The 20672-nt window shown below is 74.2% G+C and carries 21 protein-coding genes; 5 read left to right on the forward strand and 16 right to left on the reverse strand.

All coding sequences use genetic code 11. The features are described 5' to 3' along the window. Positions 1–3: 3 nt before the first annotated feature. The 4 genes from ACFYNS_RS09250 to ACFYNS_RS09265 all read right to left on the reverse strand — a co-directional run bounded on the left by ACFYNS_RS09250 (position 4) and on the right by ACFYNS_RS09265 (position 2146). Entirely contained in the window at positions 4–723 is a 720-nt protein-coding gene (locus tag ACFYNS_RS09250; RefSeq protein ID WP_388601799.1) for a (2Fe-2S)-binding protein, read from the reverse strand. Between the two features lie 39 nt (positions 724–762). Next, entirely contained in the window at positions 763–1272 is a 510-nt protein-coding gene (locus ACFYNS_RS09255; protein WP_388601801.1) for a DUF664 domain-containing protein, read from the reverse strand. A gap of 163 nt (positions 1273–1435) precedes the next feature. Further along, complete coding sequence (locus ACFYNS_RS09260; RefSeq protein ID WP_026004365.1) at positions 1436–1603, reverse strand: DUF5670 family protein; 168 nt, start codon at positions 1601–1603, stop codon at positions 1436–1438. A 93-nt stretch (positions 1604–1696) separates the two neighbouring features. Beyond that, positions 1697–2146 (reverse strand): hypothetical protein, encoded by a 450-nt coding sequence (locus ACFYNS_RS09265; protein WP_360289943.1) that lies wholly within the window; start codon positions 2144–2146, stop codon positions 1697–1699. Between the two features lie 206 nt (positions 2147–2352). Here ACFYNS_RS09265 and ACFYNS_RS09270 point away from each other — a divergent pair, with 206 nt between their 5' ends. The 3 genes from ACFYNS_RS09270 to ACFYNS_RS09280 all read left to right on the forward strand — a co-directional run bounded on the left by ACFYNS_RS09270 (position 2353) and on the right by ACFYNS_RS09280 (position 4366). Further along, positions 2353–3594 carry a helix-turn-helix domain-containing protein gene (locus ACFYNS_RS09270; protein WP_388601804.1) on the forward strand — a complete coding sequence of 414 codons (1242 nt, stop codon included), beginning with the start codon at positions 2353–2355 and terminating at the stop codon, positions 3592–3594. Between the two features lie 137 nt (positions 3595–3731). Then, positions 3732–4148 carry a hypothetical protein gene (locus ACFYNS_RS09275; protein WP_360289939.1) on the forward strand — a complete coding sequence of 139 codons (417 nt, stop codon included), beginning with the start codon at positions 3732–3734 and terminating at the stop codon, positions 4146–4148. Next, entirely contained in the window at positions 4145–4366 is a 222-nt protein-coding gene (locus ACFYNS_RS09280; RefSeq protein ID WP_388601807.1) for a hypothetical protein, read from the forward strand. Before ACFYNS_RS09275 ends, ACFYNS_RS09280 begins: the two co-directional genes overlap by 4 nt. Position 4367: 1 nt before the next feature. On the opposite strand, the gene ACFYNS_RS09285 is transcribed toward ACFYNS_RS09280, so the two are convergent. The 3 genes from ACFYNS_RS09285 to ACFYNS_RS09295 all read right to left on the reverse strand — a co-directional run bounded on the left by ACFYNS_RS09285 (position 4368) and on the right by ACFYNS_RS09295 (position 6500). Continuing rightward, complete coding sequence (locus ACFYNS_RS09285; RefSeq protein WP_388601809.1) at positions 4368–4973, reverse strand: potassium channel family protein; 606 nt, start codon at positions 4971–4973, stop codon at positions 4368–4370. A gap of 80 nt (positions 4974–5053) precedes the next feature. After that, entirely contained in the window at positions 5054–5557 is a 504-nt protein-coding gene (locus ACFYNS_RS09290) for a MarR family transcriptional regulator (RefSeq protein ID WP_360289935.1), read from the reverse strand. A 274-nt stretch (positions 5558–5831) separates the two neighbouring features. Further along, positions 5832–6500 carry an FCD domain-containing protein gene (locus tag ACFYNS_RS09295; RefSeq protein ID WP_360290027.1) on the reverse strand — a complete coding sequence of 223 codons (669 nt, stop codon included), beginning with the start codon at positions 6498–6500 and terminating at the stop codon, positions 5832–5834. 504 nt (positions 6501–7004) lie between these two features. On the opposite strand from ACFYNS_RS09295, the gene ACFYNS_RS09300 reads away from it, so the two are divergent. Together ACFYNS_RS09300 and ACFYNS_RS09305 are read left to right on the forward strand one after the other, a co-directional pair. Beyond that, positions 7005–7517, forward strand: coding sequence for a gluconokinase (locus tag ACFYNS_RS09300; protein ID WP_388601855.1), 513 nt, complete (start codon positions 7005–7007; stop codon positions 7515–7517). 54 nt (positions 7518–7571) lie between these two features. Beyond that, positions 7572–8975, forward strand: a complete 1404-nt coding sequence (locus tag ACFYNS_RS09305) for a gluconate:H+ symporter (protein WP_360289933.1) — start codon at positions 7572–7574, stop codon at positions 8973–8975. A 33-nt stretch (positions 8976–9008) separates the two neighbouring features. Here the strand turns inward: ACFYNS_RS09305 and ACFYNS_RS09310 are convergent, their stop codons facing one another. From ACFYNS_RS09310 to ACFYNS_RS09350, 9 genes are all read right to left on the reverse strand, one after another. Further along, a complete protein-coding gene (locus ACFYNS_RS09310) occupies positions 9009–9686 on the reverse strand; it encodes a response regulator transcription factor (RefSeq protein ID WP_360289931.1) in 678 nt (225 codons plus the stop codon). After that, positions 9683–11008 (reverse strand): sensor domain-containing protein, encoded by a 1326-nt coding sequence (locus tag ACFYNS_RS09315; RefSeq protein WP_388601813.1) that lies wholly within the window; start codon positions 11006–11008, stop codon positions 9683–9685. Before ACFYNS_RS09315 ends, ACFYNS_RS09310 begins: the two co-directional genes overlap by 4 nt. Before the next feature lie 252 nt (positions 11009–11260). Then, positions 11261–12607, reverse strand: coding sequence for an FtsX-like permease family protein (locus ACFYNS_RS09320; protein WP_360289927.1), 1347 nt, complete (start codon positions 12605–12607; stop codon positions 11261–11263). Then, positions 12604–13539 (reverse strand): ABC transporter ATP-binding protein, encoded by a 936-nt coding sequence (locus ACFYNS_RS09325; protein ID WP_388601816.1) that lies wholly within the window; start codon positions 13537–13539, stop codon positions 12604–12606. Before ACFYNS_RS09325 ends, ACFYNS_RS09320 begins: the two co-directional genes overlap by 4 nt. Before the next feature lie 120 nt (positions 13540–13659). Beyond that, complete coding sequence (locus ACFYNS_RS09330) at positions 13660–14835, reverse strand: magnesium and cobalt transport protein CorA (RefSeq protein ID WP_360289925.1); 1176 nt, start codon at positions 14833–14835, stop codon at positions 13660–13662. Positions 14836–15004: 169 nt separating this feature from the next. After that, positions 15005–15994, reverse strand: a complete 990-nt coding sequence (locus tag ACFYNS_RS09335) for a zinc-binding dehydrogenase (RefSeq protein ID WP_388601819.1) — start codon at positions 15992–15994, stop codon at positions 15005–15007. 151 nt (positions 15995–16145) lie between these two features. Further along, the gene (locus ACFYNS_RS09340) at positions 16146–17486 is read right to left on the reverse strand and encodes an NAD(P)/FAD-dependent oxidoreductase (protein WP_360302616.1); all 1341 of its coding nucleotides are present in this window, start codon (positions 17484–17486) and stop codon (positions 16146–16148) included. Between the two features lie 377 nt (positions 17487–17863). Continuing rightward, entirely contained in the window at positions 17864–19969 is a 2106-nt protein-coding gene (locus ACFYNS_RS09345) for a PhoX family phosphatase (RefSeq protein ID WP_360302613.1), read from the reverse strand. A 383-nt stretch (positions 19970–20352) separates the two neighbouring features. Next, positions 20353–20616 (reverse strand): hypothetical protein, encoded by a 264-nt coding sequence (locus ACFYNS_RS09350; protein WP_360302611.1) that lies wholly within the window; start codon positions 20614–20616, stop codon positions 20353–20355. Positions 20617–20672 lie beyond the last annotated feature (56 nt).

A 20672-nucleotide genomic window follows, 5' to 3' on the forward strand; every position in this document is an offset into this window, starting at 1 on the left:
GGGTCACCTCGCCGGTGCGGCGTCGGAGGCGGAGTCGCGGTCCGAGTCGCGGTCGGATGCGGGGCCGGGGGCGGGGTGCGCGGTGCCGGAGCGCGGACCGACGCGGCCGCTCGCGTCCTCCAGGGCCGCCACGATGTGCGGGTAGGCGCCGCACCGGCAGAGGTTGCCGCTCATCCGCTCCCGGATCTCCGCGCGGCTCAGTTCGGCCGGCTCCCCGGTGGACTGCTGCAGCACCTCGCCGGGAGTGGCGTGCGAGGGGTGCCCCTCGGCGGCCTCGCACAGCATGCCGACCCCGGAGACGATCTGGCCCGGCGTGCAGTAGCCGCACTGGAAGGCGTCCCGCTCCTCGAACGCGCGCTGCAGCGGATGCGGGTCCTCGGCGTCGCCGAGCCCCTCGACGGTGGTCAGGTGCGCGCCGTCGTGCGCCACCGCGAGCAGCAGGCAACTGTTGGCGCGGCGCCCCTCCAGCAGCACCGTGCAGGCGCCGCACTGGCCGTGGTCGCAGCCCTTCTTGCTGCCGGTGAGGTCGAGCTGTTCGCGCAGTACGTCGAGGACGGTGGTCCGGTGGTCGACGGTCACGGTGTGCGCGATGTCGTTGACGTGCAGGGTGAGGGTCGAGCTGGTGGCGGTGCGCTGGGGGATCACGGGGCGCGCCTCTCGTCGGCTCTTGCGGCTGGTGCGGGCTGGTGCGGGCTGGTGGGGCGAGGCTGCGGGATGCGGCATCCACGGTTTTTTTGGGGAGGGTGCGGCTGCGGGTGCGGCTCAGCGGCGTTCCAGCACGCCGCGCAGGAAGGCCGCCTGACCGACGTGCTGCAGGGTGTCGCCGAGGACGCTGACGAGACGTACCCCGAGCGAGACCGGCGGATCCCACGCCTCGTCCACGATGCGGTCGAGGGATCGGGAACCGAGAGTGCCCAGATAGCCGAGAGTCTCCTCGTGGACCGCGTCGTGGTAGTCCAGCAGCGGTCTCGGCGAATCCACCCGGACGGCGGCCACCTCCTCGGGCGTGTGGCCGAATCCGGTGTCGTCGGCCGGGAGGGGCAGCCCGAAACGATCCTCGAACCCCTGTGCGTGCCAGACCTGTTCCGTACCCGCGGCGTCGGCGAGGTGGTCGTCCTGCACCCGGGTGAGGTGCCAGATCAGCCAGCAGACGCTGTTGCCCCCAGGGTCGGGCGGCTCGTTGAGGTTCTTCTTGCGGATCCCGCTGAGCGCCGCGTGGACCTCGCCGTTCAGCCGGGTGAAGGCGTCCGTGAGGAGGGCGGTTGTGTCCATGTTTGCGACCATACGGCCCGAGGGCACGCTGGATGCGCTTCTGCCGCCCCCGGCTGCTTCCGGACACACGTGGTCCCCCGCCGGTCCCATCCCCGAAACGGGGTGGGACCGGCGGGGGCGGTGCCCCCGGCAGCAGTGCGCCGAAGGGGTGCGGCCGGGCCGGCTACCAGCGGTACCAGCGACCGCGCCGCCCGCCGACCGACGGCCGGACGAGGAAGCCGAGCAGCCAGACGACCAGCACGATCACCGCGATCCACCACAGCGCCTTCAGCGCGAACCCCGCGCCGAACAGAATCAGCGCGAGCAGCAGGACGAGGAGCAAAGGACCCACAATCGTTCACCTCCGCGGCCCGAGTGCCCCCGTCTCCCGTCCGCAACCGCACAACTTGACGAGCACGGGTCAGAACACGCACGGGTCAGGTCATCACGTGGGGACGACGAGCCGGGCCTTCCCCTGCTGAGAGGCGTAGTCGAGGGTCTGCCAGGTGCCCGACTGGGTGCTGGTGCCGACCGGGAAGCCGATCACCATGGCCGAGCGGTCGACCATCCACCGGTTCCGGGCCAGGTAGGCGGCGTCGTCCAGCGGGTCGGCGGCCAGCTCGACGATCTCCGCGATGCGCTCCCAGGTGCGGTTGACGGCGTTTCGGGCCTCCGGCGGCTGCTGGTCCAGGGTGCCGGGCACGGCGACGGTGAGCCAGGCGTCGGTCTCCTCCGCCAGCCATCTGAGCGCCAGGCTGTCGATGCCGCGGCCGCCGCCGAGGTAGAAGTGCGCGTCGGCTGCGAACGGCGCCAGGTACGCCGTGAAGAGCTGCGCATAGTGGGCGGTGTCGTGGTGTCCCGCCGTACGGCTTCCGGTGATGGTCACGGTACGCATCGTCAGTGCCCCAGTCCCTGACTCGGTGGCTTCGGACGGCCATCCACCCGTGCGCGATCGCTCGCTAGGCCGCTTCGCATCCTCGCACGCGGGACCGACACCCCGGCGGGGAGCGGCAGTGCCCTTCGGGACGGCCGCGGGGGAACGGGGCGGCGCGGCGCCCTCCGCGCGGGTAGCGTGGAGGTGTCCACGTGTGGGGGTGCGCGATGCACGAGGGGTTCGAGACCAGCATCGGTGACCGGCTCGGGCGGCTGAGAACCCGCCGCGGCCTGACCCAGGAGCGGCTGGCGGAGTCGGCCGGGGTCTGCGTCGACATCATCCGCAAGCTGGAGCAGAACAGACGCCGGACAGCGCGCATGGCGACGCTCAACCAACTGGCGCGGGCGCTGGATGTCGATGTGTCGGTGCTGGTCGGAACGCCGGTCACGTTCGAGGCCCGGCCGGACGGGAGCGCGCCGTCGGTCCTGGCGCTGCGGCGGGCGGTGTCGCCGGTGGCCGACCTGCTCGGCGACGGCGCGGAACCGGACCTGGAGGACCCGGAGGAGCCACCGACCGCCGGGGCGCTGCGCGCCTCCCTCCGCGCCACCGAGGGCACCCGGCGCGCGGGCCGGATGGGCGAAGTGGGCACGGTGCTGCCGCAGTTGATCAGGGATGCGCGGGCGGCCGTGCGCGCGTACGAGGGCAGCGACCGGGACCGCACGGCGGCGTACGCAGTGCTCGCCGAGGCGTACCAGGTCGCGGCGACCACCCTGACGGCGCTCGGCAACCCGGACGCCGCGTTCACCGCCATGGAGCGCGCCGCGGACGCGGCCCGGCGGGCGGGCGATCCGCATCTGGAGGCGATCGGCGCGGCGACTCTCGCCTGGGTCCTGACCAAACAGGGGCGGTTGGAGGACGCCGAGCACGTGGCGCACACCGAGGCGGCCCGCATCGAGCCGACGTTCCGCTCCCAGCCCCTCGATCTGTCCCTGTGGGGCATCCTGCTGCTGCGTGCGGCGACTGCCGCGGTGCGGCAGGGCGAACGCCACTACGACCGGGTGGACGAACTGCTGCGCATGGCGACCGCGGCGGCGGCCGGTATCGGCAGCGACCGGCTCGACTACGCGACTCCCTTCGGCCCCACCAACACCGCCGTGGCGAAGGTGAACTTCCAGGTGGAGATGGACCGCTGCGCCGACGCGCTGGGCACCGCGCGCACCGTCCCCGACCTCGCCTCCCTCCCACCGACGTGGCGCGCGCGCTTCCACGTGGACCGCGCCCTCGCCCACGCGGGGCTCGACCGGGACGAAGCAGCCACCCGCGCGCTGCTCACCGCGGAGCAGGACGCACCCGAGTGGATGCGCTACCACGGCACGGCCCGCCGCCTCGTGGCCGACCTCCACTCCCGCGAGCGCCGCCGCACCTCTCCGCTGGCGGAACTCGCCGACCGGCTGCATCTGGACGAGTAGGACGGCACGTCACAGTCGGGCCCGGAACCGGCACACGGCGTCACTGGTGACCCCCGTGGCGCGACCGTACGTTCGTCGCGCGTACGGCGGCACCAGCACACGGGGTGCCGCGCCCTCACGAGCCCGGGACGGCACCCATGACGCCCAACTCGCACCTCCGCGCCACCGCAGAGCCCGACACCTCCTGGTCCCCGCCGGTCCACGCGCCGTTCGCGCTGCTGCCCGTGGGGGTGTGGTGGGACGCGGTGCGGGTGCCGTACGCGCGGGGGTGGGGGGTCGTCCGCACGCTGGGGGAGGCGTGCGGGGCCGTGATCGGGGACCCGCACCGGTCGTGGCTGTACTGGCTGGTCCCGCCCGGGGGCGGCGGCCTCCCAGCCCGGGAGGGCGAGGTGGTGCGGCTGTCGGTCGCCTGCTGGCTGCCCGTTCCGGCGCGGACGCGGACGGAGCCGCCCGGTCCGTACTGGGCCGTGCCCTACGGCGGCGCGGACGGGCGCGGGCTGACGGACCCGCTGCGGCTGCGGGCGGCCCTCGCGGACGGGGAGGCCGCCCGGTGAGCGGCGTGGTCGGTGCCGGGTACTGCCTGCCGTGCGGGGAGCGGCGCGCGGAGACCGTGGTGGTGGCGCTCGTGCACGCGAACTCGGGACCGGGCCGGGCCGTCGAGGCGTGTCTGCCGCACGCGCGGGAGTACGCGGCGGCTCCCCAGGCCCCGCAGTGGCTGCGGGACGATCTCGCGGTGCTGGACGCGCTGGACGCGCTGGACGCGGGCGGCTGACTCAGTCCGGGCCCCGCTTCCGGTCCCGGCCGCGGGGCGGCCGGCTCGCGGCGTTGCGGCGCAGTTTTCCGGTCAGCGAGGTTGCGGCGGCGGTGAGGAAGACCAGCGTGTAGACGATCTGGAGCAGGATGATGAGCCGCACGGACTGGCCGTGCGGGGTGATGTCGCCGTAGCTGAGGGTGGCGAGCGTCAGCAGCGCGAAGTACAGCGCGTCCAGCCGGGTGCGCAGGCCGGTGAACTCGCCGGGGTGATGGGACATCACGAAGTACGCGGAGGAGAACAGCAGCACGGACAGGCACATCAGCGAGACCAGTGCGACGACGGTGCCGGGCCGGTCGAAGAGGGCGTCGCGCATGTGTTTGACCAGCAGCACGGCGATGGCCGTCAGTCCGATGCCGAACACGGTCCAGCTCAGTACCGGCCGCTCCGGGCCCAGGGTGTGCTCGGGCACCAGGAAGTAGGCCAGGAACAGGGCCGCGGTCACCGGGCCCAGCAGCGGCCACCCGTGGCCGGACCACAGCGTCCGGCGGCCGGAGCCGTCGCCGGACGGGGCGCCGGACGGCTCGTCGGTCGCCGGGTCGGGCGGCTCGTCGGAGGGCTGGGCCATGGGGCCATCGTCGGCTCCGGCGCCGTCGGGCGCGCTGTGGAGGGGGCCGGTCGGAGGGCCGGTAGTCCCGGGGTGGCGGGTCAGCGCGCCGAGGACGGCTTGCGGCCGGGGCGGCGATGCGGCGGGGTGGCGGCGGCGCGGACCTCCTCGGCCGCGGCGCGGTAGGCGGGCGCCGCGCGGCTGAAGTAGTCGAAGAGGAGGGCCCGCTGCTCGGGTGTGTAGCCCTCCAGCAGCTCGGTGATGCGGCGGTGGGCGGGCGCGGCGGTCTCCTCCAGCGCGGGGAAGGAGTCGGCGGCGGGCTCGACCCGCAGGCGGCGGCGGTCGGCCGGGTCCGCAGCGCGGCGGACGTATCCGGCGCTTTCGAGGCGGTCGATCAGCCGAGTGGTGGCGCCCGTGGTCAGCCCGGTGCGGACGGCCAGTTCGCCGGGGGTGAGCGGACCCTCCACGGAGATCACGCTCAGCGCGTACCACTCGGTGGCCTGCAGTCCCACCGCTTCGGCACCCGCCATGCCGTGCAGCCCGACCGCGTCCAGGTACTGGCGGAAGACCAGGTGTGCGTCGGTGGACGCGTCGTCGTCGGCCATCGCAGCCAACCCCTCCCGATTTCTCTGCTTCTATGAAGATATCCGCAAGAGAACTTCTGTGTGAGCTTAACCAGTGGGCGGCGGCCGGACCACCCCGGGGAACGCACCGATCGCCGTCACCGAGACGGACGCCGCACACGCGCCCGACGATGCCCGGAGGCGACAGGATGCCCGCATCCCGCGGTCCGGCGGGACGGCCGGGCCCGGACCGGCGGCGGGGGACAGGGGCCGGGACCAGGACCGGCACCGGGGACGGGCCCCGGCGAGCGGGCGGTCAGGGCGCCAGCACGTCCAGCTCCGCCATCGCGTCCTCGGTGATGGTGCGCATCACGCGCTCCGCGCGGGCGCCGTCCCGCTCCCGGACGGCCTCCGCGACCTGGACGTGCAGGGTGACGGCCTCCTGACGGGGGTCGCTGAACATCACCTCGTGCCGGGTCCGGCCGGTGAGGACGGCCGCGACGACGTCGCCGAGCCGCGCGAACATCTCGTTGCGGGAGGCCCGCAGCACGGCGCGGTGGAAGGCGATGTCGTGCACCAGGTAGTTGTCGAGCTGCCGCCCGCGCGAGGTGGCGACCATGCCCAGCGCGTGCTCGGTCAGCGCGGCGCACTCCTCCGGAGTGGCCTGCTCCGCGGCGAGGCGGGCCGCGACCGGCTCGACGGCGGACCGCAGCACCGTGAGGGAGCGCAACTGGCGCCCCTGGTCGGCACCGGCCAGCCGCCAGGTGATCACCTGCGGGTCGTAGACGTTCCACTGCTCGGTCGGCAGCACCGTGACCCCGACCCTGCGGCGCGACTCGACCAGGTGCATGGACTCCAGCACCCGCACCGCCTCCCGCGCCACCGTGCGGGAGACCTCGTAGCGGGCGGCCAGTTCCTCGGTGAGCAGCACCGTGCCGGGCGGGTACTCACCGGCCGTGATCGCCGGGCCGAGCGAGGCGAGCATCCGCGCGTGCAGCCCGCGCTCGCGACGCACCCCCCGACCGCGCTTCGCACCGTCCGCACCCGCGGCACCGTCCGAGTCCACGGGGTCCGGGCCGTCCGCACCGTCCCCGCCGTCCCCGCGGTGCGGGCCCACCGGGCCGTTCTCCCGGTCGGCGCCGTCGTCCTGGCTGGTCATGCCTCTCCCGACTTGTTCTCCACCCCTCCCCGCGCACTCGGCGAGCACCCGGGACGCTCAGCCTACGTGCTTCTCGTCACGGCGAATAAGTATGACTACATCGCTTCCAGCTATTGAATACATGTGACCTATGGGGTTGAGTGTCCTGCGCGCCGAGCAAGGTCGACGAGGACGGTGAGAGCGGTGCGCAGCACAAGGCCCGAGCAGGACACGGGGCTCGACCCGGTGGCCGACGCGGCACCCGGACCGGCGGTGGAGCCGGTCGAGGGGCCGGTCGGCCCGACGGCCGACCCGGCGGTGCACCCCGCCGCCGGCGCCGTGATCGTCGTCATGGGAGTGGCGGGCACCGGCAAGACCACCGTGGGACGCCTGCTCGCCGAAGCCCTCGACGTGCCCTACGCCGAGGCCGACGCCTTCCACCCGCCCGCGAACGTCGCCAAGATGTCCGCCGGGACCCCGCTCGACGACGCCGACCGGGCACCCTGGCTCGACGCCATCGGCGCCTGGGCGCACCGCCACCAGGCGCGCGGCGGGGTCGTGAGCTGCTCGGCGCTCAAGCGCGGCTACCGCGACCGGCTGCGCGCTGCGGCACCCCATGTCGTCTTCCTGCATCTGACCGGCGACCGCGCGCTGATCGCCGAGCGGATGGCCGGGCGGTCGGACCACTTCATGCCCGTCACGCTCCTGGACTCGCAGTTCGCCACGCTCGAACCACTGGCACCGGACGAGCCGGGCGCCGCCGTCGACGTCGCGCCGGGACCCCGCGCGGTCACCCGGCACGCCCTGGCGGCGCTGGGCCGCCTCTCCCCCGCTCATACCGACCAGTTGGTCAGCAACCCCTGACCCGTTCCCGATCCGCTCCCGCCACACATCACCACCCACGAAGAAGGTAGAGCCGTGCGCCATCTCAGTGCCGAGATGCTGGCCGCGGGGTCGCAGCAACCGGACCCCATCACCTCCGCCGGCAACGTCCAGTTGGGGATCGCCGCCCTCGTCGGCATCGCCGTCATCGTCGTCCTCATCACCCGGTTCAAGCTGCACGCCTTCCTGGCGCTGACCGTCGGCACCCTCGCGCTGGGCGCCGCGGCCGCCGCGCCGCTCGACAAGGTGATAGCCAGCTTCAGCACCGGCCTGGGGGACACCGTCTCCGGCGTCGGCGTGCTCATCGCGCTGGGCGCCATCCTCGGCAAACTGCTCGCCGACTCCGGCGGTGCCGACCAGATCGTGGACACGATCCTGGCCAGGGCGAGCAGGCGCAGCATCCCGTGGGCGATGGCGCTGATCGCGGGCATCGTCGGGCTGCCGATGTTCTTCGAGGTCGGGCTGGTACTGCTGATCCCGGTGGTGCTGCTGGTGGCCAAGCGCGGCAACTACTCGGTGATGCGCGTCGGCATCCCCGCGCTCGCCGGACTGTCGGTGATGCACGGGCTGGTGCCCCCGCACCCCGGCCCGCTCGTCGCCATCGACGCGATGGACGCCAACCTGGGCGTGACGCTGGCCCTCGGCCTCGTCGTCGGCATCCCCACCCTGATCGTGGCCGGTCCGCTGTTCGGCAAGGTGGCCGCACGCTGGGTCGAGACCACACCACCCGAAGGAGTCGTGCCCGAGCGGGCCGACGCCGAACTGGACCGGCGGCCCGGCTTCGGCGGCACGCTGGCCACGGTGCTGCTGCCCGTCGTGCTGATGCTCGCCAAGGCGCTCGCCGACATCGTCGTCGACGACCCCGAGGACACCGTGCAGCGGGTCATGGACGTGATCGGCGATCCGATGACGGCGCTCCTGGTGGCGGTACTGGTCGCGATGTTCACCCTGGGACGCCCCGCGGGCTTCACCAAGGACCGGATGTCCTCCACCGTGGCGAGCTCGCTCGGTCCGATCGCGGGCATCCTGCTGATCGTCGGCGCGGGCGGCGGCTTCAAGCAGACCCTGGTGGACGTCGGCATCGGGCAGATGATCCTGGACCTGTCCGAGGACTGGTCGATCCCGGCACTGCTGCTCGGCTGGCTCATCGCCGTCTGCATCCGACTGGCGACCGGTTCCGCGACCGTGGCCACCGTCTCGGCGGCCGGGCTCGTCGGCCCCCTCACCGCCGACATGTCCACGCCCCAGACCGCACTGGTCGTGCTCGCGGTCGGCGCCGGCTCGCTCTTCTTCAGCCACGTCAACGACGCCGGGTTCTGGCTGGTCAAGGAGTACTTCGGGATGAACGTCGGGCAGACCCTGAAGTCCTGGTCGGTGATGGAGACGATCATCTCCGTCGTCGGACTGGTGCTGTTGCTGCTGCTGTCGCTGGTGCTCTAGCGCCCCGCCGGTACCCGCCCGGGAGGGCGCCCCTCACCGCGGGGCGCCCTCCCGGCCTTCCAGAAAGCGGAGCACCGCCCGGACCCGGCGGTGGGCGGCGGTCGTCCGCGGAATGTCCAGCTTCTCGAAGATCGTGGCCGTGTGCTTCTCGACCGCCCGCTGCGAGATCCCCATCCGCGCGCCGATGGCCGCGTTGGTGAGCCCGGCGGCCATGTGGGAGAGGGTCTCGTGCTCGCGCGGGGTCAGCGCGTCCAGCGCGGGACGGGCGCCCAGCAGCCGGGAGACGACATCCGGGTCGAGCGCGGTACCGCCGTCCACCACCCGGTGGAGTGCCTCGACGAAGTCGTCGACGTCCAGCACCCGGTCCTTGAGGAGATACCCGATGCCCGCCGGGCCGTCCGCGAGCAGCGTGTGCGCGTAGCTGGTCTCGATGTACTGCGAGAACAGCAGGATGCCCAGCCGGGGATGCCGACGGCGCAGCTCCGCGGCCGCGCGCAGCCCCTCGTCACGCTGCGTGGGCGGCATCCGGATGTCGGCCACCACGGCGTCCGGGCGGGTGCGGTCCACGGCCGCCAGCAGGGCCGCGGGGTCGCCCACCGCGGCGGCCACCTCCAGCCCCCGGTCGGTGAGCAGGCCCACCAACCCCTCCCGCACCACGACCGCGTCCTCGGCGATCACCAGCCGGAGTGCCGGACCTGCCCGGTTCGTCACCTGGTCGTCTCCCCCCGTGCTGCGGCGAACGGCAGCCGGACCAGCGCTCTGGTCGGACCGCCGGACGGGCTGTCGAGGGACAGTGTGCCGTCCACGGTGCGTACCCGCTCGGCCAACCCCCGCAGCCCCGACGGACCGCCCGGCCGGGGCGGGGCCGGCGCCGCCCCGCCCCGCCCGTCGTCCTCGACCTCCAGCACCAGGACGTCCCCGCCCCCGGTGGCCTCCGGCTCGACCCGCACGGCGACCCCGACGCGGTGCGCACCCGCGTGCCGGACCGCGTTGGCCAGCAGTTCGGCCGCGCAGAAGTACGCGATGGTCTCCACCGCCTCCGGCGGGCGCGGCGCACTCGACAGCTCGGCCCGCAACTCCACGCGCAGCGCCGGGGACTCGATGTCGGAGCGGAGCGAGGCGAGAGCGGGCGCGAGGCCGTTGTCGAGGACGGGCGGATGGATGCCGCGCACCAGGTCGCGCAGCTCGCCCAGCGCCGTGCGGGCCGAGTCGAGGGACTGCTCCACCAGGTCGCGGGCCTTGGCGGTGTCCGCCGCCGACGGTTCGGGCGCGCGGAGCGCCTCGGCCGCCCGGGTGAGCGCCATCGCCAGGGAGATCAGCCGGGCCTGCGCCCCGTCGTGCAGATCGCGTTCGATCCGGCGGAGGGTGGCGGCGGAGTCCCGTACGGCCAGGGCGCGGGTCTCCTCCAGGTCGTGCACCCGATCGGCGAGCGCGCGGGACGGCGGGCCGAGGAGGGTGCGTGCCAGCAGCCGGACGAGGGCGGCCAGTCTGCGCCCCGCCCAGTCGGCCGCCACGAGCAGCAACAGCCCCGCGGCGGCCACGGCCAGGGCCCGGGACGCGCTGTCGAGCGGGAAGGTGCCGGTGAGTTCGAGGCCACGGTGCCCGTTCTGCCGGACCGCACGGAACCACAGCGGATACGACAGCAGCGCCAGTCCGTACAGCCGCAGGGGCAGTTGGACGGCGAAGAGGAGCACCCCGAGGGGTACGTCGAGCGCGACGAAGGCCGCGCACCGCCACGCCGCCGCGTCGTGGGCGGCACGCAGCGGGCGGGGCGCCGGGGGTGCGGGCACCTCTTGGCCGAGCAGTCCGCGTACCAGCCCCCGGTGGACAGCCGCCAGCCGCTGCACGACCGTCAGCACGAGGGAGAGGAAGGGCAGTCCGATCCGGGTCACGCACAGCGCGCCGCCGACGGCGAGCAGCGCCAGGGCCGGCACGCCCAGCATCGCGGGGGCGAGGGCCGCCGCCGCGTACACCGCGGCGCGGCACGCCGGACGCGTAGCGGGCAGGCCGATGAGGGCAAGGGCTCGGGGCATGGGCGTTCGGTTCTCGGTCGGCTGTCGGCTGTCGGCTGTCGGCTGTCGGCTGTCGGCTGGGTTCTCCGTCGGGGCGGGACCTCTGGCGGGGCGGGGTCTCCGTCGGGGCGGGGTCTCCGTCGGAGCGGGGTCTCCGTCGGAGCGGGGGCTCCGTCGGAGCGGGGTCTCCGTCGGGAAGCTGCTGCGTTGGGTGCGGGAAATCATCATCCGCCGCCGCCCGTCCGGGCCCGGGCCCGCCCCCGTGCTGCGGCCTCATCCGGGAGCCCGCCGCAGCTGCCCCGGCAGCGGTGCCAGCGTCGCGGCGAGCGCCAGGACGAGTACGCCCCCCGCCGCCGCGGCCCAACCGGTCGGCGGCAGCGCGGAGAGGGAGGCCCCCGCGGCGTCGCCCAGCGGGAGGGTCACGGCGAGGGCGACAGCGGCGCCCGCACCGAAGCCCGCGCAGGCGACGGTCAGCGCCTCCACCACCCGCATCCGCGCCACCTGGCCGGGGGCGGCGCCGATCGCGCGCAGCAGCGCGACCTCGTGCCGCCGTTCGGCGCTGAGCAGCACCATGGTGTTGGCGGCGGCGCACGCCGCGAACGCGGCATAGAGGGCCGTCGCGAACAGGTCGATCCACGAGGGCTCCGCGACCGCGGCCAGCGCTGCCAACTTGACCAGCGAGAACGCCACGACCAGCGCGACCGGTGTGACAGCGGCCGACAGCCGCCGGGCGGCGGCCCGCGCCTGCGCGAAGGCCAGTTCGGCCGCCGCACCGCCACCCAGCGCGCGCGGCGCGGTCAGCAGCCGCATCGGCACGGCCAGCAGCCGGGCGACCGCCCTGCCGATCGCGGGCCCGGCGCAGCCCACCCCCACCAGGTAGGCCAGCAGAACCAGCGGCAGATGCTCCCCCACCTCCTCGCGCGGTCCCGCCGCGGTGACCGCCGTCAGGGCCACGGCGCCGGACACGGCCAGCACCGCGCCGAGCCCCCGTACGGCGCCGACGAGCGTCAGCCCGGGAAGCCGAAGCCGTCCGGACGACCTGAGGGAGCGGGCACCCGCCGCCTCACCGAGTGCATCGGCGGGGCGGGCCCGTGCGGCACGGTGCGCGGCCAGCAGGCCGCCGAGCTGCGAGGTGACCAGCAGCACGCCCCCCGCCGCCAGGGCGGGCGGCCATCCGACGGCGAGCGGGACCCCGGAGGGCAGCAGGCCGTGGGCGGCCATCCCGTCCCGCCAGCCGTACGCCAGCACGCAGCCGAGCCCGTACCCGACGGGCAGCGCGGGCAGCGCGGTGCACAGCGCCTCGGAGGCGACCGCCCGCCGGATCTGCCACGGCAGCGCCCCCACGGCCCGCAGCACCGCGTTCTCCCGCGCCCGCGCGGCCACGGTCAGGGCCATGACCTGCGCGATGACGAAGACGGAGAGGTAGCACGTCACCACGGTGAAGCCGGCTCCCATGGCCGTGACCGCCTCGCGCTGCGGCCCGGCCGGCAGCGGTCCTGCCGTCCGCAGCATCGCGACCGAGGCGGTGACGACCGCCGCGGAGAGGACCAGCACCGAGAAGACTCCGGCGAAGGCGGTGGGTCGGGCCCGCACCGAGGCCCGGGCGAGTCCGGTGGTCATGCGGCCCTGCCCGCCGCGTCGCGGCCGCCGTCCGCCGGGGCCGCGAAACCGGGGCCGGGGCCGGTACCCGGACCGGATCGGGGCCGTCCGGCCAACGTGCGCATCCGCCGGGCGATGTGCGCGGCCGCACCGGTGCGGGCACCGACCCCGCTCCCGTCCCCCGCACTGTCCGCACCGTCCGCGCTGCGCGCACACACGTACGTGTCCACCAGCATCCCGTCGGCCAGGAACAGCACCCGGTCGGCGTGCGCGGCCGCCGCGGGGTCGTGGGTGACCATCAGCACCGTGGCGCCCAGCATGTCCACCGACCCGCGCAGCAGACCCAGCATCTCCTCCGCCGTCGCGGGGTCGAGGGCGCCGGTGGGTTCGTCGGCGCACACGATCTCCGGTGCGGTCACCAGCGCGCGGGCCAGTGCGACACGCTGCTGCTGGCCGCCGGAGAGCTCCGCCGGGCGACGCCCGGCGCTTTCGGCGAGGCCCACCCGGCCCAGCGCCTCCCGGGCCAGCAGGCGAGCCCGGCGGCTACCGGTGCCCGCCAGCCGCAGCGGCAGCCCCACGTTCTGCTCCGCCGTCAGCGCCGGGAGCAGGTTGAAGGACTGGAAGACGAAGCCGATCCGCTCCCGGCGCAGCCGGGTGAGGGCCCGGCGGCCCATCCGGGTCAGTTCCTGGCCGCCGAGCCGCACGCTGCCGCGCGTCGGCCGGTCCAGGCCGACGGCGCACTGCAGCAGGGTGCTCTTGCCCGAACCCGAGGGCCCCATCACCGCCGTGAAGCTGCCCCGTGGCAGCTCCACCTCGACACCGCGCAGCGCGTCCACGGCCGCGCCGCGTCGGCCGTAGCGCCGGGTCACGCCTGTCAGGGCGAGGGCTGCGGGGGGACCGCCTCCGGCTGCGCCGCCCGCGCGCCCGTACGTCTCGTCGTCCACGTTCATCATGGCTGCGACGCTACGGAGCCCCGAGGCGGCCCACGAGGGAGCAGACACCCCGGTCCGGGGTTCGGAATCACCGAACCGGCTGCGGTGCCCCGCGGTTCGCGGGCGGGTGTGCCCCGCGGTTCACAGCCAGCCGTTCCTGCGGAACGCGCGGTACATGGCCACGCAGGTCACGGCGATGACGGCGAGGACCAGCGGATAGCCCAGGCGCCAGTGCAGCTCCGGCATGCGGTCGAAGTTCATCCCGTATATGCCGCAGACCATCGTGGGGACGGCGACGATGGCGACCCAGGCGCTGATCTTGCGCATGCCCTCGTTCTGGGCGGTGGAGACCTGCGCCAGATGGGCCTGGAGGATCGAGTCGAGCAGCGCGTCGAAGGAGGCGATCTGCTCGGTGACCCGGGCGAGGTGGTCGGCGACGTCCCGGAAGTACTTGCGTATCTCGGGGTCGATGAGCCGGTTGGGGCGGTCGGAGAGCAGCTCCAGCGGCCGGGCCAGCGGCAGGGTGGCGCGCTTGAGCTCCAGCAGTTCGCGCTTGATCTGGTAGACCCGGCTGGTGCCGGAGCCGCCCCCGCTGCCGCTGCCCCCGAAGGGCGCCTCGGAGGCGAAGACCTGGCTCTCCAGCTCGTCGATGTCGGTCTGCACCTCGTCGGCGACCAGCAGATAGTCGTCCACGACCCGGTCGGCGATCGCGTGCAGCACCGCGGCCGGGCCCTGCGCCAGCCGCTCCGGGTCGGACTCCAACTCCTCGCGGAGCGGGCCGAGGGAGCCGTGCCGGCCGTGCCGGACGGTGATCACGAAGTCGGCGCCGGTGAAGACGACGATCTCGCCGGTGTCCACCACCTCGCTGGTGGTGGAGACCTTCTCGTGCTCCACATAGCTGACCGTCTTGAAGACGGCGTACATCATCTCGCCGCCGTACCACTCCGCCTTCGGCCGCTGATGGGGTTCGAGCGCGTTCTCCACCGCGAGCGGGTGCAGCCCGAACAGCTCGGTGATGCCCTCGAACTCGGCTTCTCCCGGTTCGTGCAGCCCGATCCACACGAAGCCGCCGTCACCCGTGCCGCCGCCGTCGCCGTCGTCCCTGTCGTCGGCGGCGCCGCCCTTGCGGACGCAGGCCAGCGCCTCCGCGACACCGCACTCCGCCATCAGCCGCGTGCCCTCGCGGTCGTAGGCCACACAACTCACCACGGAGGTGCCCAGCGGGGAGCGCACCGGGTGGGAGAGGTCCACCACGGGGCGCGGCACGCGGGGCCGCACCACCCTGCGCAGGCTGCGCACCACCGGCACCGTGGGCATGGGGGGCTCCTCGGACTGCTCGTCGTTCCTTGCTCTCCCCCAACTGTGCCCGGATTCCCCCGCCGAATGCGTGCCCCCACGCGGTCGGCACCGCACGCCGGAGCCGGCCCCCGGAACCGTCCGCCCGGGGACGCCGCGGTGCCCCGGCCTCCCCGTCGTCGGGGCACCGCTAGGGGATCAGGACGACCTTGCCCGTGGTCTCGCGCTGTTCCAGGGCCTTGTGGGCGCGGGCGGCCTCGGCGAGCGGGAAGGGGTGGGTGGTGTGGGTGAAGTCGCCTGCGGCGGTGCGGCGGAGCGCCTCGGCCCGGTGGTCCGCGATGCGCTCGGGGTGGGCGAGCATGCTCCGGAGGGCGTCGACGTGGGTGACGCCGCGGGCGGCCAGTTCTTCGGCGGCCGGGGTGAACTCGGCACCGGAGATCGCGCCGTAGGTCACGAAGCGGCCGCCGGCGCCGAGCAGGCCGAAGGCGGTGCGGGCCTGCTCGCCCCCGACTCCGTCCAGGACCGCGGTGACGGAGCGGCAGGCGCCCGGCCCGGCCAGCCAGTCGGCGACCGTCTGCTGCCAGTCGGGGCGGGTGTAGTCGACGGCCAGGTCCGCGCCGAGTTCCCGGACGGCCGCGGTCTTCTCCGGGCCTCCGGCGGCGCCGATCACCACGGCGCCGAGCGCGTGGGCGTGCTGGACCAGCAGCCGTCCCATGCCGCCCGCCGCCGAGTTGACCAGCACCACGTCGCCCTCGTCCAGATCGGCCCGGGCGAGCACCGCCACGGTCGTCCCGCCGGTGACGATCGCGGCGACCGCGGCCTCGTGGTCGAGCCCGGCGGGGCGCTCCAGCACCTCGGCGAGGTCCGCGACGGCGAGCTCCGCGTAGCCGCCGGGGGAACCCTTCGCGGTGACCACGTCGCGGCCCAGCCACTCGGGTGCGACGTCGGGGCCGACCGCGTCGACACGCCCGGAGACCTCGCCGCCGAACACGGCGGGCAGCTCGGGGAGCGGCGGTACGAGGCCCTCGGTCACTCCGGCGCGCAGGACGGTCTCGATGGCGTGGACTCCGGCCGCGCGGACGGCGATCCGGACCTGGCCGGGCCCGGGTTCGGGGTCGGGCAGCGTCTCGTGGTGGAGGTTCTCGGCGGGGCCGAAGGTGTGCAGGACGACGGCGTGCATGGCGATGCCTTCCGGCTGGGGACTCTCGCTGGCTGCGAGACCCCCATCCTGTTACTTGAACTTCACTTCAAGTCAAAGCGTCGTGTCCGCCGCGGCCCGCCGCGGCGCCACCGGTGCAACCCCGCCTCACCGCGCCGGGCGCAACCCCGCCTCACGGTGTCAGCTCGCGCGCCCGCTCCTGGGTGAGGTAGGCGTCCGTGGCCTCCATGTCCTGGAGGGTCGCGGGGCGGCGCGAGAGGAAACCGGTACGCAGGAAGTCGTCACCCATCAGCGCGTTGAGGTTCCAGTTCGCCACCGTGCGGACCTTCGCCGTGAAGGTGGGCAGCGCCATCAGGTGATAGCCGCGGGTGATGACCTGCGCCGGGAACCCGGAGAACTCGTACCCCAGCGGGCGGGCCACCGCGTTGGTCCCGCCGAGATCCACGACCAGCCCCAGATCCTTGTGCCGGTAGGGCGTCATGGGCTCGCCCCGCAGCGCGGCGATCAGATTGCGGGCCATGTGCTTGCCCTGGCGCCCGGCGTGCTGCGCGGTGGGCGGGCACACCGCGCCACCGACCTTCGTCAGATCCGGCACCGCCGCCGCGTCGCCCAGCGCGTACACCCCGGGATGGCCGGGCACCGTGAAGTCGGCGTTGACCGCGAGCCGCCCCTTGATCGTCTCCGCGTCCAGGGTGCTGATCAGCGGACTGGCGGCGACGCCCGCCGTCCAGATCAGGGTGCGGGAGGGCAGCACCCGGTTGTCGGTCAGAGTGATCCGCCGCTCGGTCGCCTTGGCGACCGAGACCCCCAGCGACACGTCCGTCCCCCGCTCGCGCAGGATCTGCTGGGCGCGCCGCCCCAGCTTCTCGCCCAGCTCCGGCATCAGCTTGGGGGCGACGTCCAGCAGATGCCACTTGATCAGGTCGGGATCGAGCCGCGGATAGCGCTTGGCTGCGGAGTTGGTCAGCCGCTGCAGGCAGGCGACGGTCTCGGTGCCCGCGTAGCCGCCGCCGACCACCACGAACTGCAGTCGCTCGGCCCGCTCCTGCTCGTTGGTGCTGGCCGCCGCCAGGTCGAGCTGGGCGATCACATGGTCGCGCACATAAGCGGCCTCGGCGAGCGTCTTCATCCCGCGCGCCTGCTCGTTCAGACCCGGGATGTCGAAGCTACGGGTGACGCTGCCGGGGGTGAGGATCAGCCGGTCGTAGGGCTGATTGACGGTCTCGCCGCTGATGAGGCGGACCACGCACATCCGGTCGTGCGGATCGATCCCGATGACCATGCCGGGGACGATGGAGGTCCGGTGCACCAGCCTGCGCAGCGGCGGCGCGACCGACTGCGGGGTGAGCACCCCGGCGGCGACCTGCGGGAGCAACGGGAGGTACAGCTCGTAGCTGGCGGGGGTGACCAGGCTGATCTCCGCCTCTTCGGGCCGCAGTCCTCGCTCCAGTCCGCGTGCGCACTCGACTCCGGCGAAGCCACCGCCGACGATCAGAATCCTGGTTCGCTCCATGGCTGCACCTGCACCCGCGAGGTTGGCTTGATGGGGGGCGTTCCGCCTGATTTCGGCATCTCTGCCGCAGATGCCCTGCCGTCACCCTCGCACGGGTACGCGGGCCCCGCCACCGCGCACGGCCAGCCCGGCCCCCACCGCGCACGGCACACCGCGGCCCCCACCGGACCGGCCCCCGCCGGACCGGCCTCCACCGGACCGGCCTCCACCGGACCGCACCGGGGGCCGGCCCGCACCGGGCGGGTGGGATCAGCCGGGGAGCGGGACCGGGCCGGGCCCCGCCGGATGTCACCGACGGGGCCCGCTCCCGCTGCCCGATTTCAAACCAGCCGCCCGCGCGTGCGGCCGAGGTCAGCGGCCGAGGTCAGCGGCCGGGGTCAGCGGCCGACGTGGGAGCCGTCCTCGGGCCAGACGGCCACCACCGCCGGGCGCACATAGTGGCCCGGTCCGTCCGGCCAGGAGGAGGCGGGCTTCTCCACCGAGGCGCCGTCCACCTCGCCCGGGTGCTGGACCGCGACGAGCACCCGGCGGTCCTGCACCAGCGGCCCGCAGGTCTCCGCGCCGGTCGGGACGGTCAGGAACTGCCGGACCTCGCCGCGCCGCGGCCCGGCCGTGGCGACACCGTGCAGCCCGTCGTGCGAGCCGAGCTTGTTGCCGTCCGTGGAGATCCACAGGTTGCCGTAGTCGTCGAAGGTGACGTTGTCCGGGCAGGAGATCGGGCTGACCTGCTCCTTGGGGAAGCCGCCGAAGTAGGTCCCCGGGTCCTGGGGGTCGCCGCAGACCAGGAAGAGCCGCCAGGAGAAGGTCCGCGAGGTCGGGTCGTTGCGGCGCTCGGCGAACTCCAGCACCTGGCCGTGCTTGTTGGCGTTGCGCGGGTTGGCCTCGTCGGGCCCCGGCTTGCCGTCCTTGCCGCGGTCGGTGTTGTTGGTCAGCGCCACATACACCCGGCCGGTGCGGGGGCTGGGCTCGATGTCCTCGGGGCGGTCCATCTTCGTGGCACCGGCCTTGTCGGCGGCCAGCCGGGTGAAGACGTACACCTCCTCGGCGCTCATCCCCGGCACGAACGACCGGTCCCCGGCGGCCAGCGGGATCCACCGGCCGGTGCCGTCGAACTCGCCGTCCTCGGGCAGCGTGCCCGCGCCGTCGATCTCGTCCGCCGGGCTGTCGCCGGTCAGCTTGGCGACGTAGAGCGTGCCCTCGTCCAGCAGGGAGAGGTTGTGCCGCCGGTCCTCGGCGCTCTTCCCGCGGCGCATCCGGTTCTTGGAGACGAACTTGTAGAAGTAGTCGAAGCGCTCGTCGTCGCCCATGTAGACGACGGCGTGCCCGTCCCGGGACAGCCGCGGCTGGGCCGCCTCGTGCTTGAACCGGCCGAGCGCCGTGTGCTTGCGGGGCGCGGAGTCGGGGTCGTACGGGTCCAGCTCCACCACCCAGCCGAAGCGGTGCACCTCGTTCGGCTCCGCGGTCAGGTCGAACCGCTCGTCGAACTCCTCCCAGCGCCGCTGGCTGGCTCCGCCCGAGATGCCGTACCGCTTGAGGGTTGCGGCGCGCTCGGGGTCGGTCACCCGCTCCGCGTTGGCGAAGTACTGGTTGAAGTTCTCCTCGCCGGAGAGCACCGTGCCCCACGGCGTGGTGCCGCCCGAGCAGTTGTTGAGCGTGCCCAGCACCCGGCGCCCGCTGGGGTCGGCCTTCGTGCGCAGCAGCGCGCTGCCCGCGGCCGGGCCGGTGACCTGGAACTCGGTGGTGGCGGTGACCCGGCGGTTGAGCGGGTGGCGGGGCACGGCGTGCAGCGCACCGGTACGTCGCTCACCGGCGACCGCGACGACGGACAGGCCGTGCGCGGCCCAGGCGATCTCTACCTGCTCGCGGGTGGGCTGCTCCGGGTCGTACCCGGCGAACATCAGCTCCTCGTCGGTGTACTCGTGGTTGGCCACCAGGAGCTGGTCGGCGCCGTGGCCGTGGCCGTGGCCGTGGTGCCGGGAGTGCAGCGGGAGCAGCGTGAGGAAGTCGTTGTTGTAGCCGAACTGCCCTGCCTGGGCCTTCGCGCTCTGCCGCGTCGGGTCGAAGTCCGGCGCCCCGCGCAGGATCGGTTCGCCCCAGCGGATGACGACGTTCTGCCCGTAGCCCTCCGGAACGGTCACGGTGTCCGCGGTGTTGGGCGCGACGGGTTCGAACCGCAGGCCCTTGGCCGGCTTGCCGTGCGGTCCGCCGTGCGGGTGGTGCCCCTTGCCCTGCGGCGCGGCGGTGGCGGTCCCGGCGCCGGGGCCGGCGATCCCGGCGCCCGCGGCCGCGGCGGCGACCCCGACGACGGCACCGGCGCGCAGCACCGAGCGGCGCGAGAGGGCCCGGGCGATGACGTCACCCGCGTACTCGTTGGTGCTGGTGTTGGGCACCTCGTGGAAGCAGGCGTCGCCGCAGCGGTAGCGGCAGGTCATCGCCGACCTTCCCGTCGGGTGCGCGGTGAGCAGCGGCAGCGGCTTTCGCATGGTCGTTCCTCCGGTCCGGGCGCGGTGTGCGCTTGTACGCCGTACGCCGCCGTGACGCTAAGGCCGCGGATACGCGGCAGGGCGACCGCGGAATGAACCGCGGGTGAATACGGCGCCGCCCACCGTGCCGACGCCGACCGGAGCGCCGGGGGCGGGACTCCGGAGTGCCAGGGCTCGCGGGGTGCGGGACGGGGCGGCCCGGGCCGAGACCGGACGGACCGGAGTCGGACACGGCGAAGCCGGACGGACCGGAGTCGGACGCTGCCAAGCCGGACGCGGGCGGAGTCGGACACGGCGAAGCCGGACGGGCCGGAGTCGGACGCTGCCAAGCCGGACGCGGGCGGAGTTGGACGCTGCCAAGCCGGACGCGGGCGGACGGGAGGTCAGACGGGGGGCCGACCGCGGTGGTGGCTGCCGTCCTCGCGCTCCTCGTCCCATGCCAGCCGCATCGCCTCCGCGTGGGCGATCGTCTCGCCGATCCACTCCGGAGCCAGCGAGGTCTTGGCGTAGTCGCGTGCGCAGGGCAGGCACGCGTACGCGCTGCCGCCGGGTCCGGAACCCGTCTCGATGATCGCGATCAGGGCCCGGTGCCGCACCGGCAGACCGCAGCGGCAACACGTGCCCGGGTTGGGGCCCTCGGCGTGCACGCCGCCACCTCCTTCGCCGTCACTCTCGTCGCTCGACCGCCACATTGCACACGACA

Source organism: Streptomyces sp. NPDC006925, from assembly GCF_042869575.1.
Classification (GTDB): Bacteria; Actinomycetota; Actinomycetes; order Streptomycetales; family Streptomycetaceae; genus Streptomyces.

What these genes read in the sequence shown, in the direction of transcription:
- ACFYNS_RS09250 (WP_388601799.1), bottom strand. Translation starts at nt 723, where the DNA reads ATGCCGCATCCCGCAGCCTCGCCCCACCAGCCCGCACCAGCCCGCACC.
- ACFYNS_RS09255 (WP_388601801.1), bottom strand. Translation starts at nt 1,272, where the DNA reads ATGGACACAACCGCCCTCCTCACGGACGCCTTCACCCGGCTGAACGGC.
- ACFYNS_RS09265 (WP_360289943.1), bottom strand. Translation starts at nt 2,146, where the DNA reads ATGCGTACCGTGACCATCACCGGAAGCCGTACGGCGGGACACCACGAC.
- ACFYNS_RS09270 (WP_388601804.1), top strand. Translation starts at nt 2,353, where the DNA reads ATGCACGAGGGGTTCGAGACCAGCATCGGTGACCGGCTCGGGCGGCTG.
- ACFYNS_RS09275 (WP_360289939.1), top strand. Translation starts at nt 3,732, where the DNA reads ATGACGCCCAACTCGCACCTCCGCGCCACCGCAGAGCCCGACACCTCC.
- ACFYNS_RS09285 (WP_388601809.1), bottom strand. Translation starts at nt 4,973, where the DNA reads ATGGCCCAGCCCTCCGACGAGCCGCCCGACCCGGCGACCGACGAGCCG.
- ACFYNS_RS09290 (WP_360289935.1), bottom strand. Translation starts at nt 5,557, where the DNA reads ATGGCCGACGACGACGCGTCCACCGACGCACACCTGGTCTTCCGCCAG.
- ACFYNS_RS09295 (WP_360290027.1), bottom strand. Translation starts at nt 6,500, where the DNA reads ATGCTCGCCTCGCTCGGCCCGGCGATCACGGCCGGTGAGTACCCGCCC.
- ACFYNS_RS09300 (WP_388601855.1), top strand. Translation starts at nt 7,005, where the DNA reads ATGGGAGTGGCGGGCACCGGCAAGACCACCGTGGGACGCCTGCTCGCC.
- ACFYNS_RS09315 (WP_388601813.1), bottom strand. Translation starts at nt 11,008, where the DNA reads ATGCCCCGAGCCCTTGCCCTCATCGGCCTGCCCGCTACGCGTCCGGCG.
- ACFYNS_RS09320 (WP_360289927.1), bottom strand. Translation starts at nt 12,607, where the DNA reads ATGACCACCGGACTCGCCCGGGCCTCGGTGCGGGCCCGACCCACCGCC.
- ACFYNS_RS09325 (WP_388601816.1), bottom strand. Translation starts at nt 13,539, where the DNA reads ATGATGAACGTGGACGACGAGACGTACGGGCGCGCGGGCGGCGCAGCC.
- ACFYNS_RS09330 (WP_360289925.1), bottom strand. Translation starts at nt 14,835, where the DNA reads ATGCCCACGGTGCCGGTGGTGCGCAGCCTGCGCAGGGTGGTGCGGCCC.
- ACFYNS_RS09335 (WP_388601819.1), bottom strand. Translation starts at nt 15,994, where the DNA reads ATGCACGCCGTCGTCCTGCACACCTTCGGCCCCGCCGAGAACCTCCAC.
- ACFYNS_RS09340 (WP_360302616.1), bottom strand. Translation starts at nt 17,486, where the DNA reads ATGGAGCGAACCAGGATTCTGATCGTCGGCGGTGGCTTCGCCGGAGTC.
- ACFYNS_RS09345 (WP_360302613.1), bottom strand. Translation starts at nt 19,969, where the DNA reads ATGCGAAAGCCGCTGCCGCTGCTCACCGCGCACCCGACGGGAAGGTCG.